Origin of the sequence: Streptomyces cinereoruber, from assembly GCF_009299385.1 — a bacterium.
GTDB classification, from domain to species: domain Bacteria; phylum Actinomycetota; class Actinomycetes; order Streptomycetales; family Streptomycetaceae; genus Streptomyces; species Streptomyces bikiniensis.
In genome coordinates this window covers 2,897,494-2,911,594 of the sequence record NZ_CP023693.1, presented here as the reverse complement: position 1 = coordinate 2,911,594, position 14,101 = coordinate 2,897,494, and the positions used below count along the sequence as shown (strand labels likewise).

General features: G+C 67.8%; 11 protein-coding genes. 5 read left to right on the top strand and 6 right to left on the bottom strand.

Annotation, left to right across the window (positions count from 1 at the left end):
• Positions 1-3: 3 nt before the first annotated feature.
• Positions 4-1,272, top strand: a complete 1,269-nt coding sequence (locus tag CP977_RS12870; RefSeq protein WP_062755311.1) for a DUF445 domain-containing protein — start codon at positions 4-6, stop codon at positions 1,270-1,272.
• Between the two features lie 18 nt (positions 1,273-1,290).
• Here CP977_RS12870 and CP977_RS12865 read toward each other — a convergent pair whose 3' ends face one another.
• The gene (locus tag CP977_RS12865) at positions 1,291-1,593 is read right to left on the bottom strand and encodes a hypothetical protein (RefSeq protein WP_062755314.1); all 303 of its coding nucleotides are present in this window, start codon (positions 1,591-1,593) and stop codon (positions 1,291-1,293) included.
• 92 nt (positions 1,594-1,685) lie between these two features.
• Between CP977_RS12865 and CP977_RS12860 the strand changes: the two genes are divergently transcribed.
• The 4 genes from CP977_RS12860 to CP977_RS12845 all read left to right on the top strand — a co-directional run bounded on the left by CP977_RS12860 (position 1,686) and on the right by CP977_RS12845 (position 6,338).
• Positions 1,686-2,144, top strand: coding sequence for a very short patch repair endonuclease (locus CP977_RS12860; RefSeq protein ID WP_208420708.1), 459 nt, complete (start codon positions 1,686-1,688; stop codon positions 2,142-2,144).
• A gap of 101 nt (positions 2,145-2,245) precedes the next feature.
• Positions 2,246-4,372 (top strand): helix-turn-helix transcriptional regulator, encoded by a 2,127-nt coding sequence (locus CP977_RS12855; protein WP_152370132.1) that lies wholly within the window; start codon positions 2,246-2,248, stop codon positions 4,370-4,372.
• Positions 4,369-5,352, top strand: coding sequence for a hypothetical protein (locus CP977_RS12850; protein ID WP_152370131.1), 984 nt, complete (start codon positions 4,369-4,371; stop codon positions 5,350-5,352). The genes CP977_RS12855 and CP977_RS12850 overlap by 4 nt, the downstream gene beginning before the upstream one ends.
• The gene (locus CP977_RS12845; protein WP_152370130.1) at positions 5,349-6,338 is read left to right on the top strand and encodes a DUF6339 family protein; all 990 of its coding nucleotides are present in this window, start codon (positions 5,349-5,351) and stop codon (positions 6,336-6,338) included. The genes CP977_RS12850 and CP977_RS12845 overlap by 4 nt, the downstream gene beginning before the upstream one ends.
• Here the strand turns inward: CP977_RS12845 and CP977_RS12840 are convergent.
• From CP977_RS12840 to CP977_RS12820, 5 genes are all read right to left on the bottom strand, one after another.
• Positions 6,326-7,318 carry a DNA cytosine methyltransferase gene (locus tag CP977_RS12840; RefSeq protein WP_152370129.1) on the bottom strand — a complete coding sequence of 331 codons (993 nt, stop codon included), beginning with the start codon at positions 7,316-7,318 and terminating at the stop codon, positions 6,326-6,328. The genes CP977_RS12845 and CP977_RS12840 overlap by 13 nt on opposite strands.
• A gap of 143 nt (positions 7,319-7,461) precedes the next feature.
• Complete coding sequence (locus CP977_RS12835; RefSeq protein ID WP_152371560.1) at positions 7,462-8,445, bottom strand: DNA cytosine methyltransferase; 984 nt, start codon at positions 8,443-8,445, stop codon at positions 7,462-7,464.
• A 54-nt stretch (positions 8,446-8,499) separates the two neighbouring features.
• On the bottom strand, positions 8,500-11,487 hold the full coding sequence (locus CP977_RS12830; protein WP_152370128.1) for a Z1 domain-containing protein: 2,988 nt from the start codon (positions 11,485-11,487) through the stop codon (positions 8,500-8,502).
• Between the two features lie 46 nt (positions 11,488-11,533).
• On the bottom strand, positions 11,534-12,517 hold the full coding sequence (locus CP977_RS12825; protein ID WP_152370127.1) for a PD-(D/E)XK motif protein: 984 nt from the start codon (positions 12,515-12,517) through the stop codon (positions 11,534-11,536).
• A complete protein-coding gene (locus tag CP977_RS12820; RefSeq protein ID WP_152370126.1) occupies positions 12,510-14,057 on the bottom strand; it encodes an ATP-binding protein in 1,548 nt (515 codons plus the stop codon). The genes CP977_RS12825 and CP977_RS12820 overlap by 8 nt, the downstream gene beginning before the upstream one ends.
• Positions 14,058-14,101 lie beyond the last annotated feature (44 nt).

Here is a 14,101-nt window from a genome sequence, read left to right as displayed (position 1 = left end):
CGCATGGTGAGTTTCTCGTACACGGCCGCGGACGAGGAGAAGAGCAGGGGCGTCCGGCGCATGAAGGCGCTGGCGACGTCCCTGCTGCTCCTCGTGGCGGTGGTCTACGCGCTGGCGACGTGGGCGCGGAACTCCGGGGCGGGAGCCTGGGCGGGGTACGTCGCGGCGGCGGCGGAGGCGGGGATGGTGGGCGCGCTCGCGGACTGGTTCGCGGTGACGGCCCTCTTCCGGCACCCGCTGGGGCTGCCGATCCCGCACACGGCGATCATCCCGAAGAAGAAGGACCAGCTGGGCACGTCGCTCGGCACCTTCGTCGGCGAGAACTTCCTCTCCGCCGACGTCGTACGGGGCCGGCTGACCGCCCTGGGCATCGGCGGCCGCCTGGGCGCCTGGCTGGCGGAGCCGGCGCACGCCGACCGGGTGGTCGCGGAGCTGTCCACGGCCCTGCGGGGCGCGCTGACGGTGCTGCGGGACGCGGACGTGCAGGCGGTGGTGGGGGAGGCGATCACCCGGCGGGCGGAGTCGGCGGAGATCGCGCCGCCCCTGGGCAAGACGCTGGAGAAGGTCGTCGACGACGGCGCCCACCGCCGGGCGGTGGACCTGATCTGCGCCCGCGCCCACGACTGGCTGGTCACCCACGGGGAGTCGGTGATGGACGCGGTCCAGGGCGGGGCGCCGGGCTGGACGCCGCGCTTCGTGGACAAGCGGATCGGCGAGCGCGTCTACAAGGAGCTGCTCCGCTTCGTCACGGAGATGCGGGACATGCCGGGGCACCCGGCGCGCGGGGCGATCGACCGCTTCCTGGCGGACTTCGCGGTCGAGCTCCAGTCCGACACGGACACCCGGGCCCGTGTCGAGCGCCTGAAGTCCGACCTCCTGGCCCGCCCGGAGGTCCAGGACGTCATCGCCTCGGCCTGGTCGTCGGTCCGCTCCCTGATCATCGCGGCGGCCGAGGACGACCACAGCCAGCTCCGCCTGCGCGCCCGCGCCTCCCTGATCTCCCTGGGCCGGCGCCTCTCCTCGGACGCCCGCCTCCAGGCGAAGGTGGACGGCTGGGCGGAGGACGCGGCGGCCTACCTCGTCACCACCTACCGCACCGAGATCACGTCCCTGATCACGGACACGGTCGCGAGCTGGGACGCCACCCAGACGTCGAAGAAGATCGAGGCGAACATCGGCCGCGACCTGCAGTTCATCCGGATCAACGGGACGGTGGTGGGGGCGCTTGCGGGGCTGCTGATCTATACGGTGAGCCACGGGTTGGGGGGCTGAGCCCCCCGTTGTGTGGGCTCAGTCCTTGTCGCGGGTGACGGCCCAGGAGGCGGCGGCGACGGCCCCGGCGACGGAGAAGACGGCGGGCCAGGCCCCGATCTTCTTCGCGAGGGGGTGGGACCCGGCGAACGCGGCGACGTAGGCGGACGTCAGCCCCACGGAGGCCTTCGCCCCGCCCACCCGCTGCCACTCCCGGGCGGCCACCCCACCGGCCACGGCGAGCACGGCCCCACCGAGCGGCCGCTTCTTGGTCCACCGCGCGACGGCGTACCCGCCGACGAGCCCGGCGGCGGCGGTGACGGGGGAGGGGATGCGGGGCATGGCGGGGCCTTTCGGATCGACGGCTCGTTCTGCGAGCGTAACCCTCCCCGGTACGCCGCGGACACGTACGGTCAGAGCCGGTCCGCGCGACAATGGCCACCATGAGAGTGCTGGAGACGACCGCGGCGACGAGTTCCCGGATGAGCAGACAGCGCAGTCGGGACACCGATACGGAGAAGGCACTGCGAAGCGTCCTGCACGCTGCTGGGCTCCGTTACCGCGTTCACCGGCGTCCCCTGAAGGGGGTCCGGCGAGAGGCGGACATCGTCTTCGGCCCGGCCAGGGTCGCTGTGTTCGTCGACGGATGTTTCTGGCACGGATGCCCCGAACACGCGACGTGGCCGAAGCGGAACTCCGAGTTCTGGCGCCAGAAGATCGAAAAGAACAGGGTCCGCGACGCCGATACGGACGCACGCTTGGAGGCGGCAGGCTGGGTGTCCTTGCGAGTCTGGGAGCACGAAAGTCCCCAAAAGGCCGCAGCGCGAGTAGCGGCGGTCGTGCAAGCGCGACGGCGCCCGCGAGTGCCCCGCGTACCAACCCGCGCTCACTGATATTTGACAGCCTCTACTCCGTCAAATCGCGGGTGGTAGCCTGCTCGCCGGATGCGTGAGCCGGAGTGCACCTCGGCCTACGCGTCTTTCCGTTGTGAACGATGAGCTTCCGGGGGATACGCGTGACGGAACCGCAAGGCGAGGAGTTCGGCCCTTGGTTGGTGCGCCAACTCGCGCGATCCGACATGAAGCAGGCCGATCTCGCACAGCGACTTGGACTCACCCGAGCCGCCGTCTCCGCGTGGAGCACCGGACGTGCCGAACCTCGTGCGGAGACCAAGCGGGCCATCGCCGCCGTGTTCGGGATCGATCCGGCTTCGGTCCACAACCGCACAGAGGACGTGGCCTCCGCGTTGCCTCGCCAATGGCACCATCGGCCGGCCCATGCCGACGGCGGTCGTGAGTACGGCAACGCCGCGGCCTTCGCTTTCGACGCCGATCTCTCCGTCCTCGCCCGCGAAGCGACCCAGAACTCGCTCGACGAGCGTCACGACCCTGCGGCGCCGGTCCGTGTCCGATACGTGCTGCACGAGCTCACCGGTGAGCACCTCGACGTTTTCCTCGCCGCGATGCGGTGGGACGAACTGCGTCCCCACTACGAGGCGGCCGCGGTCGGCGGACAGAAAGTGTCCCGTAGCCTGCGAGCCGCACTCGACGACTTGGACGAGCAGCGTTCCCTGTTGTTGCTTCGGGTTGAGGACTACAACGCCGCCGGTCTCACCGGCCCCGAGTACCAGGACGGTCGATACGCGGCTGTGGTGCGTCGCCAGCTCGACAGCCACAAGCAGGTGGGCGGTCGGGCCGGCGGTTCGTACGGACTGGGCAAGGCCACTCTTTGGGCTACCAGCCGGTTGGGCCTCGTCCTCGTCAACTCCACGCTCGCCGTCCCGCACGAGGGGCGGTCCGAACGCCGTGTCGTCGGGCGGCTCGACCTCCCCTGGCATGAGCTCGACGGCAAGGCGTACGCCGGTCCGGCCTGGTTCGGCGAGGCGGAGCCCGGCCCCGTTCACAAGGGAGTCTCCCGGTCCTGGTGGGCCGGCGAGGACGAGGTGCGCGACCTTCACCTCGGCAGGGCGAGCGGAGACCCCGGCACCTCCTTCCTCATCGTCGGCGCCCACGATGCTTCGGGTGATGCCGAAACCCTCCAGGAGATGCACGACAAGCTGGTCCGATCGCTTGCCGACGGATTCTGGGCGACCATGATCGGGGGCAAGGCTGCCGGAGCGCTGATGGAGGCGAGCGTCACCACCCTCCGCAACGGACACGTGCTCGTCCCCGAGGAGCGTGTCGATCCGCACAGCCATCATCCCGCGCTCGGTCGTGCCCTCCAGGCGTACCTCGACGGGGAGACGGTAACCGAGCTGACCGCCGGCGATCAGGTCGCGCTCGCGGAAGTACCCCTTGTCGTCTCCCCGCTCAAGGGGCGGGGCCGTGCCAGGGACAAAGGGCGCGAGCACCGCGCCGTCCTTCTGCTCACCTCGGCCGCTGATCGGGACGAGCGACACAGCCGGGTCGTCTGCATGCGCGGTAATCGGATGACCATCACCGAACAGCGCCCCCGAGAACTGCCTCTCGGCACAGCACCGTTCCAGGCCGTCCTGCTCGCCGGATTTGCCACGGGCAGGGAGGGCGAGGACGTGGCACTTGCCGAGGCTTTCCTGCGTGCCTCCGAGCCGCCCGAGCACGATCGTTGGGACCGGACCGAGGAACTCACCTCTCTTTACGAGCGGGGCGCCCTCACTCGACTCAAGGAATTTCGGGCGGAGATAGACAAGGCCGTACGGGGTTTGGTCGGACGACGGGAGACCGCTCGCTCCGACGGTCCCGCCGCCCTGCGCGAGTTGCTCAAGTTGGATGGTGGCACCGGAGGAACGGGCGGGGGAAAGCGTGCGCAAGGCTTCCCGGTCGTCCGTAGCGTGCAGGCCCGCGTCGAGGAAAGCGGGGCCTGGAACGTGACCGTCGGCCTCAAGCTTCCCGATGCCGAGGACCCCTGGGTCCTCACTCCCGTGGCCAAGTTCGACGTGCGTTCCGGCGGTCGTCCAGCTGTCGGGTGGGCCGTGCTTGCTGCCTCCGACGACTGCCGTGTGGAGAACGGCAATCTCGTCGTCGACGCCGGTGTGCGAACCGCCGTGTTCACCGGAGTCACCGACCCCACGACCCACCCCGTCCGAGGGCGTCTCGCCCGCCTCGTCATCGATGTCCAGAAAGCCCGTGGAGGAACGGCATGAAGCCCGTCCACCCCTACCCGACTCTCTTCGGCGACATCGAACTCGACGTGCTCTCGATCGCCGTCGATGGGACTTTTCCACTCCCGTATGCGCATGTCTCCAAGACCGAACGGGCTGTGGCACTCCACCAGTCGGGTCGGGAGGACTGGGAGTTCTGCACCCTTCGATTGCAGGCGACGCTCCCCGAGGCCGAGATCTCGACAGGCGAGTGGACGGATGTCGTGTGTCTGGCCGTCCTCACGGAGAAGGCGACGAACGCCCGCACCACCACGCGTCTGCGAAGGACGCCCGACGGTGTATGGAACGGCGACATCGACCTCCATCGAAGCCGTTATCTCGATCGCGCGGTTCTCGGTTTGACCGTCGTGGCCACCGTCGACGGGGTCGCCGGCCGTGTCATCGGGACCACCGCGCAGGACTGGTACCTGGATCTGAAGGGAGCGACCCCCGTTCGCCAACGCCAGATCGAGATCGTCGAAGTGGACTTCCGTGAGGGGCCCGAGGAATGGCTCCGCCCTTACAGGGACGCTCCGTGGATCGTCGAGACCGCAGGTGCCGTTCCCACCGTCTACCTCAATAAGGCATCCGCCGACGGGCTCGTCGACATGCTCAGTGGCAGTGGAGGCGGTCCGGCCGAGCGCATGCTTCGGGACCTGACCTCTGGGCAGATCGCGCAGGACGCGTGGACCGCCATGTTCCACACGGCCATCAGCGACCTCGACGTCGACGAGGACGGCACTCCCGTCATGCCGACGGGCTGGCGTGAGGCCGTCCTCCGGATGATGCTTCCCGACGTGCTCCCCGGCCGACAACTCACCGACGCCCTGTACGACATCGAGGAACGCCGGGACAAGGGGTTCGGTTGGTCCGAGTTGCAGACGACGATCCAGTACGCGGCGGGCAGACGAAGCCGGATCGCCAAGAAGCTGACCAACGCGGTGCGCGCCGTCGACGCCGCGGACAGGAGTGGTGCCCGATGAGCCCTCTCGCCCCCGTTGACGTGCCCCTTGTGTTCGCGCTGCTTCCCGACGCTGCCGTCACCAAGCACCTCAGCCGAGGTGTTCAGTCAGGGCTGGAACTTCCGCCGCAGGTGGCGCTCGCCCGTGCCTGCGTCGCGTACGACTCGAGAACCGCCGAGCGCAGGCACACCGCACCTGTCCGCGAACTCCTCGACGAGGCCATGAGGCGCTTCGCCGCCGACCGTTTCGCCGTCGACGGCTGGCTGGCTCCCCGGCTCCACGCGACCTTGCGCTTGACCCGTGCCGAGGCTGCCGACAGTCGTCTCTGGAACCACCTGGCCATGATCGTCGCCCCGGACTACGTCGTCTGGCGTCACAAGGGCGCCGACACCGCCGACGGCAAGGGTATCGCCACCGCCGCCCGCTTCAGCGGCCCTCACTACACGCAGACGTTCTCCCGCCTGTGGTGGGCGGCCGAATTGTTCCGTGACGGTCACGACTACCGACCCGTCGTCACCGCTTGTCGACTCCAGGACATCCTGAACACCACGCTGCGCTTGGACGTCATCGATCACCGGCCCACGGCCCAAGCCATGATCCATGTCATCGGCGGCCTTCTCGACACGGGGGTCGCCCGCCCCGGTGACCACGTCAACGCCCTCTCATCTGCTGTGAACACGGCCGGCAGTACCTTGATCTACGACGTTCTGGCGGAGGACCCCGAACCCGACGCCGACGAACTGCTCGACTGGATCGAAGCTGGCGCCGGGGAGGCGGTGGATTGGGACCGTCTGCCGGAAGGCCCCCGCGACGGCCGTGTCAAGAGGGCGTCGGTCGAGGCGTTGATCCCTCTCTTCGAGGAGCTGCACGCCGAGGCCCCCTTGCGGAAGCGGAAGTCCGACAAGGGGGACGGCGAGCCGGAAGCCTCCGTTCCCGCCCCCAGGCTTTCCGGGGTATCGCTGGCGAAACCCTCGGATTCCGTCCTGGCGCCTGATCAGCGCGCGTAGTCGTCCGCCGAACCGATGACGGTATTCAGGACCGCTTTGCCCAGCAGCGGTGGGATCGCGTTGCCGATCTGCTGGGCGACGGCCCGGCCCGACCAGGGATAGTCGGCGGGGAACGTCTGCAGGACGCCTGCCTCGGCTTCCGAGAAGCGGTCGATCTTTCCATCGGGTGTGACGACCCTGTTCCGGGAGATCTTCCCGGTGACGGTGAAGGCGGGCTGGTCGGACGAGCGACGTCCGCGGGCCTTGGGGTCGCCACCGGTGCCGTAGTTCGAGATGACCTCGAAGGGGGTCGGACGATCGAGGACCTCGGACATGGGGACCCAGGGCTCCAAGCCTCGATCGCCCTGTTCGCGGGGGACGTCCTTGCGGAACGGCCGGTGAGTGGGTTTCGGCAGCTCGACGATGTGGTTCAGTCGTGCCGCGAGGATGGCGCGGCGGCGTGTCTGCGGGACGCCGAACTGTTCCGTGTGGAGCACCTCAGGAACGGCCACCCAATAGCCGTGCTCGGACAGGATCTTCCCGTACTCCTCCCATACCGGGAGGACCGCCGGTACCTGCTCCAGCACGATCGCCTCGTAAGGGCGCCCGTCACGCAGCGCCTCCAAGGCCCAGCGGAGCGGCTCCAGGACGAGGCCGGTGCGCGGGTCGTCGAGTACAGCGAGTTCGGACCTGACGTCCTCGCCGTGCGCCATCCGGCGGGCAAAGCCGATCACCTCGTCCAATGCGGCGCGGCCCGCACCGCTGCCGGCTACGGAGAACGTCTGGCACGGCGGGCCACCTGCGAGCACCGTGGCGTTCGGGAACTTGTGCGGGCCGAAGTCGCGGACATCGCCCTGCAAGGTGAGGAGCCCGGCGGCGGCCCGTGTATCACACGCATCCTGGTCGAACTCGATCCCCGTGACCTCATAGCCGAGCTCACGTGCCGCCACGTCGAGCCCGCCGGGCCCGGCGAACAAGTCGACAATCTCAGGGCGTGGCACGTGGTCTCCAGAAGGGTGGTGTGTTCGGCGGGGGAGCGCGGAACCCCGGCAGCGTCACAGGTTACCCGCAGCCCTCGTCAAGTGGCGAAGCTGTCGGAGGTCGACCCCGATCGGCCGGAGGTGACGGATTTCGCACGTATCGATCAGCACTTCAACGCGGCTCCGATCGCCTCGCCCAGCGCTCGTCCGACCGGAGGAGGAGTGGCATGGCCGATCTGTCGATACCGGACGGTCTTCCGGCCCGCGAAGGACCAATCGTGCGGAAACCCCTGAAGGATGGCGGCTTGGCGTGTGGTGAGGGGCATCATGCCGGTGCGGCCCCGCTCCGGATTCCAGACGAAGTCCGGGCCGGGGACGTCGTCGGCGATCGTGGCACCGTCCACGCCCATGCGTGCCCACGCACGTTTGGTGCCCGTCGGGCCCAAGTCCCCGCCGCCCCGGTTCCAGGAGCCGCCGACCAGTTTCGGGGCCGGTCGGTCGGCCTGAGCCGCCCATGCCGTGGCCTGGAGCCAGCCGCGGGAGCCCATGGACATGCCGAGTGCCTCCCCCACGGTCCGGTGGCGTGTGACCGAAGCCACAGGATGCGTGAAGGACCCCAGTCGCCCGTCCTTGAACGCGACCAGAACTCCTTGTTTCCGATCTTGTGGTACCCCGAAGTCCGCCGCGTTGAGCACGAACCAGCGGAGGTCGTATCCGAGGTGGACGAGTTCCTCGGTGATGTACTCGCGGATCGGTCCGTAGGCGGGTTTGGTGACGAGGTCGGGGACGTTCTCGATCAGCAGGGCCCGAGGTCGTACACCGTGCATGAGCATGACGGTGGCCTTGAGCACCTCCAGCTCGTTGTTCCCCTCTGCACGGCGGACGGAGGCGGCAGCCTTGACCTGGGGGAGCCCGGCCGCGAGCAGGTCCACGTCGTAGGTCTGCTGGTGGTCTACGGGGTCGAAGTCCAGAAGGTCGATGTCGAGCACATCCCAGGCCGGCCGGTTCGCCCGGAGCGTCTCACAGGCGACGGTCCGATTGTCGAGGAGCAGCACAGGGTCGAAGCCGGCCTGCTCCAAGCCAAGGGCAAGTCCTCCGGCACCTGCGCAGACGCTCAGAGTGCGCAGGCGCGTCTTCTTGTCGGTGATCACGATTTTCGTCGTTCCTCGTTCGGTCGGCCCGCATGTCGTGCCGGGTGAGACTCACGGTCGGCCGGTCGCTCCCGGCGCCGTCGTATCGATGATGGCGACACCTTCCTGAGAGGAATCGACGGTGGTGAACCGCAGCACGCGACCGTCGTCGCTGCGGGCCGAGGCCGGGGCGACGAAACCGAAGGCCATCACGATCCGATTCGGATCGAGTGCGTCGCCGTCCGTGAGACCGGCCCGGTGCACGGACTCGACGATCGGATACAGGACGAGCACGCCCCGGCGCGGGGCAACCAGGCTTTCGACCGTCGCGTCACCGGAACTCGGAAGACCACCCGCGATGCGCTTGGCCGCCGAACGGTGCTTCATGTCGCTGATGGCGCCGAAGAGCGGGTCGCGACGTCGGTCACGAGCGAAGTAGGAGTACACGCGCCCGGTGGCGCCGATCCGGATCCGTCGATTCGGCTGGGCGTGCTGGGGAGCGAGTACGACCCAGTCGTCGACCTGAGCAGGGCCGTCGGTGGTGATCTCCCGCAGATAGTCCAGGTGTGGGGCGAACTGCGAGGGAGCCCCCCACCGCACACGGGAGACCAGGTCGAGGAACTCCTCGGCGTCCAGACGGCCCGTGAAGGCTGCGTATCGGTGGGTGACGCCCTCCTGGGGGAAAACATGGGAGAGCTGTACCGGCTCGGTGGACAGGGACTCCAGGACAGGCGTCCACAGGTTGGTGTTGTGCCGGAGGTCGGAGACCTTCGCCGGGTAGGCCGTCGGTTCCTGCCACTGGCCGGGCGAGCGGAGAGTGACCAGACGCGAGTTGTACATCTTGTTCGGGCTGGTCGGCTTGAGCCACGGGATGTGCTGGGACACCAGCGGAGGCACCTTGTCCGGGGTGATCTGGGGCCGCCCGTCGACCGTCACCGAGTACTGTGCCAGCTCCGCGCGGAACGCCTCCTCGTCACGGCAGATCGCCTCGAAGCCCTCATAGAGGTCGATCTCCTTCCTGCCCACGGTCTCCTGGCGGCCCAGGTAGAGCCGCACCAGGTCGCGGTAGCCCTTGCGGAAGCCGAACCAGCGCCCCATCTGCATGAGCGTGGAGGCATTGCCCGCGCGGCGTCGAAAGTACGAGACGGTCAGACCCTCGACGGTGAAACCCCGTGCCAGCTTCTGTCCGCCGATGAGAATCTTCCAGATCGACCGCTTGTCGAAGTCGGCCTCGCCGGTCTCGATGTCCTTGTCGCCATTGACCACGATGATCGGCTTGTCGTCGCCGCCGATCCGAATCGCGGCGGGACCGATGTACGGTGCGAGTTCCTCGAACGACGCGGGAACGGCCTGACCGTCGGCGCGTACGGCGGAGACCGGTGCGATGTCCGTGTCGAACAGGTTGCGCAGACGCTCGCGACCGGTGGGGCCGAGATAGCCGGCGTTCCACCACAGCCGGGTGACGCGACCGAGCAGCTCGCGGTGTACGTCCTGTCGGACGGACTCGTGGATCAGCATCGTGTGATGCTGGAAGTAGCGGTCGCCGAGAGCGCCCTTGTCCTCGCGGTACAGCTTCATCGCGGCGGTCAGTACGAACATGTCCATGGCGCGTTCGAGGCAGGTGTCGTCCTCGTCGTCCTCCACCACGATGGAGCGGACGTGTGCCATCTCGTTGGAGTTCTCGTACGTTCGCTCGGTGTCGGACAGGTCCGCGTCGAGGTCGTGGAAGTCGCGTGCGCCCATGTACTCGTACGGGCGCGGCAGCGAGATGATGAAGTCCTTCGGGAAGATGTCCTGGGCGTCGCTGGGGTCGACGAAGACGTTCGCGAAAGGCGTCGCGGTGTAGCCCACGTACTGGGCGCGAGGCAGCATCTGCAGGAGCTCGGAGATCTTCTGGTTGATCGCGGTCCGCTCCGCGTTCGGCTTGGCCAGATCCGAGGTGTTCACCGATGCCTCGTCGGACTCGTCGTCCACGATCAGGACCGGGATCTCGGAGAGCGGAGTCTTGATCTTCCGCAGGTCCTTCACCAGCTTGTTCAGGACCTGCTTGTTCTTCTTCACCACCATCAGACGAGCCGCCGTACGGTGGAGGTTGCGAGGGTCGTACAGCGGGAGACCTGGTTCCTGCTTGTCGTACTCGAGCGCGACGATTCCCCTCAGAAGGCTCTGGTAGTCATCGTCCCGGCTCGTCATCCGATGGATGTCGAAGGCGCCGAGGGACGACGGGAGCGCGCCGAAGGCGGTGAACTTTCCTTGGCTCCAGGCGGGGTCGTCCGCATAGTCGGATTCGTACTCGCTCGCGCCGCGCAGGATGTTCTCACGGCCGACCAGCTCCATGTCCAGTCGGCGCTGCGTCTGGGCGCGCAGCATGTTCAGGGTGCCGCCGAGGACGATGACGAGGCGATAGCCGGCGTCGACCGCCTTGGCGATGACACCGGCGAAGTTGGCCGTCTTGCCTGACTGGACGTAGCCGACTACCAGCCCCTTCGACTGGTACGCCTCGGGCGCTGTCGGGTCGGCCAGCCGCTCCACGACACGATCGGTCGCCTCGTCGAGACCGGCGACGACCTCCTCGGGCCACCCCTTCTCCGTCAGCAGTTTGCGATACGCGGGCCAGTACCAGGGGCGTCCCTGGAGGGCCTGAGGGATGTACCAAGGCGTGTGCTCGGAGCTGATGACGACCGCGCTGGCGGCCTTGGAGACGGGAACGAGGTCATCGAGCAATTTGCGGGTTTCGTCACTTACGCCGAGCAGTGTGTACACGTCGGCCCGCCGTCCGTCCGTACGGGGAGGGTGGGTCGACCAGGCGACGTTCTCGTTGTGGTCCCAGCGGGTGAGGGGCTTGCGCCAGACCTCCACCAGGGGGTCGGTGGAGTGTGCCACGCGGAGCACCGAAAGGAAGTCCGCTTCGGTGGCGTACTCGGCGGCTTCCGGCGAGAGGTCCTCCGCCTGGTACTCCAGGGCGCGTACCAGCCGCTTCGGCTTTCCCGAGGTCATGTCGCCGAGGGCGCGGTGGTGCAGTTCGAGACGGATGCCGGCTGCGGTGTCGGGACTGGTCATCGGTTGTTCCTCGGCTGTCGGACAGGAGAGCGGTGATCGTGGAGGTTCAGGGGAGGCGGAGACCGGCCAGGCTCACCGGAGCGCCTGGGGTGGGCGCGATTCCGGTGACGTCGGTTTCGTAACGCACGGCGGAGATCCGCTCGAATGTCGCGGCGGTGATCAGCGCCCTGTCGAGGCGTGGTACGGATTCGGCCGCGAGGACCAAGGCCTCGTCCCGCGGCGCCCAGCGTTCGTCGTCCATGCGCGTGGACGACCACCCGGACCGCTCCAGGGCGGAATCCAGCTTGAACAGGGCCGATGGAGCATGCTCCGCCACGGCCCTCCGTACAGTCCGGGCCGATTCCGCGAGCGTACGGCCGCCCGCCCCACCACGGGTCAGGCGAAGCGAGGCGAACCACAACGGGCGGCCCGGGGCAGCCTGCAACTGTCCGATGCCGTGGATCACATGACGCCGCCGCTCCGAAGCGGTCGTCTTCACCTCGATGTCGAAGTCCGACAGTGCGAAGTCGTGTTCCTCTCCATACGGGCCGGTCCACGCCTCGACGGCCGTCTCCCAGCCGTACGTCTCGGCGAGTCGGGACAGAACCGAAAGCTCGCCCAACAGTCCGATCCGTCGTTCGACGCTCATGCCTCGCGGCCGGTCGAGCAGCGAGCTCCAGCCTTCCACGGTCTCGGCGAAGGCCGAGTCGAGTGAACGATTCCGTACGACGATCCGATCGGCTATCGCGAGCGCCATGTCATGGAAGTCGCGCATCAACTCCACTCTGGCGGTGCGGATGCGCGCCATTCGCATCCCCCCGTCCATGGCCACCTGATCGATGACGACGGCGGGCAGTGGGGAACGAGGCGGTCGTCGGTTCCGGCCGAGTTCGACAAGGAGGGCGATGTCTTGGCCGCCGTGCCCTATCTCGTACGTGACGACGGGGTGCCGGTCGGCGGGTGACAAGCGGTATCTCGTGCCGAGCCGCTCTCCCAGATACTGTTCGACAGTGGTCCATGCGAGCGTCGGAGCGCCCGTGGGATCAGTCATCGTCCGTCCCCCGGTTCAGCTCGGCCCGGGCCGCCGCGACCAACACGGACTGCCACAGTTGCAGATTGTCCTTCTCGCGACTGCCGCTGTACTCCTTTTCGAAGATCCCGTGGAGCAGCAGGTACATGAGGGACTTGAGGGTCGGCGCGTCGTTGAGCCCGCCGCGCCGGCCACCGAGGATCGCGGCTCGATAGTGCTGGTTGAGAACGATCGTCCGCGTCTCGCGGTCGATCTCGAAGAACGCGCTGTTGTCGATCTTCTGCCAGCGAATGGCGATCGGCTCTTCACCAGGGATGAGCGGCAACTCGTCCTCGATCGCCTCCCGCACGGAGGCCTCGAAGCCCTTGCCCGCGGGGATCACCGACTTGCGGGTCGTACCGGACCGCTTCCGGGCTTCTCGGTACGTCGTGTCGGCGTCCGCCACGTACGCGGAGAACGTGCGTCCGGCACCGTCCGTAGCCGACTCCAGGGCGGTTACGAACTCCGGAGAGGTGTCGACGCCGTCCTTCTTCACCGTGAGACGGAACACTTCGGAGGCGACAGCGGTGTCCGGCAGGTCCACGGCGACGCGTGCGAGCGCGAGGTGCTGTTCGGGCTGACGAAAGTTGTTCCAGCCGCCGGCCTGTACCAGGCGATCGTGTCGGTAGAAGTAGAAGCCTTGCCGGTCGATAACGCTGCCTACCGCCTTGAACTCGTCGTTATTGGACTTGGGCGGCCATATGTGGGCGGTCAGGGTGACCGGGCCGATCGAGGGGACGTTCGCGGTGAAGGCGCGTGCGTAATCGGGGTGCCCACTGACCGGGTAGGCGAACGGGTCGAGCGGCTGGACACCGAAGTTCATGTACTCGACGCCGGTGGTCACGTCCTCGACGGCGATGGTGATGTTGAAGTCCTCACGTGCCAGGAACCGGTGCAGGTGCAGACCCAGGTGGAGTCCCAACTTGTTGATCGTACGGTGCAGGTACCGATCGGTCTGGCCGCCACCGCCGGTCCGAGGGAAGTCCTTGACCGCGTCCCAGCGGATGATCGTGCCCTGCCAGACGATCGGACAGTCGTAATACCGGTCGATGAGCTGCTGCGCGTAGGCCGGTGCGACGATGTCGCACTGGTAGCCGATGACGGCCCGCTCCATCGTCCAGCGGCGCCCGGCCGGAGCCGCAGCCCGCGTACGTCGCACTTTGCTGACGACCGTGACCGCGCCGGCATGACTGAGCGAAGCGGCCTTCAGGCCGGTGCCGAACATGCCGAGAGCCTGGGCATCGTAGTCGCGGCGACCGCCTACGGTCATCGCGACGTCCAGCTCCTCCTCGTCCATCCCCTTGCCGTCATCGACGACGAGCAGGCTGACGAGTCTGTCCCCGTCACGCAGGAAGTGGATCACGACGTCCTTGGCACCGGCGTCGATGGAGTTGTCCACCAGGTCTGCCACGGCGGCCTCGAAGCCGTAGCCCTGGCTGCTGAGCGCCTCCACGTAGCGGGCGTCCGGAGGCAGGTGCTTGCTCCCCGTGGTGGGTACCTCGAACTGCCAGTCAGTCGTCATGTCGGGCCTTGGTGTATGTGTACTACATCCGGTCAAGCGCGACC

Excerpts from the sequence above, each read along its gene's own strand:
- CP977_RS12870 (WP_062755311.1), top strand. The coding sequence starts at position 4 with ATGGTGAGTTTCTCGTACACGGCCGCGGACGAGGAGAAGAGCAGGGGC.
- CP977_RS12865 (WP_062755314.1), bottom strand. The coding sequence starts at position 1,593 with ATGCCCCGCATCCCCTCCCCCGTCACCGCCGCCGCCGGGCTCGTCGGC.
- CP977_RS12860 (WP_208420708.1), top strand. The coding sequence starts at position 1,686 with ATGGCCACCATGAGAGTGCTGGAGACGACCGCGGCGACGAGTTCCCGG.
- CP977_RS12855 (WP_152370132.1), top strand. The coding sequence starts at position 2,246 with ATGAGCTTCCGGGGGATACGCGTGACGGAACCGCAAGGCGAGGAGTTC.
- CP977_RS12850 (WP_152370131.1), top strand. The coding sequence starts at position 4,369 with ATGAAGCCCGTCCACCCCTACCCGACTCTCTTCGGCGACATCGAACTC.
- CP977_RS12845 (WP_152370130.1), top strand. The coding sequence starts at position 5,349 with ATGAGCCCTCTCGCCCCCGTTGACGTGCCCCTTGTGTTCGCGCTGCTT.
- CP977_RS12830 (WP_152370128.1), bottom strand. The coding sequence starts at position 11,487 with ATGACCAGTCCCGACACCGCAGCCGGCATCCGTCTCGAACTGCACCAC.
- CP977_RS12825 (WP_152370127.1), bottom strand. The coding sequence starts at position 12,517 with ATGACTGATCCCACGGGCGCTCCGACGCTCGCATGGACCACTGTCGAA.
- CP977_RS12820 (WP_152370126.1), bottom strand. The coding sequence starts at position 14,057 with ATGACGACTGACTGGCAGTTCGAGGTACCCACCACGGGGAGCAAGCAC.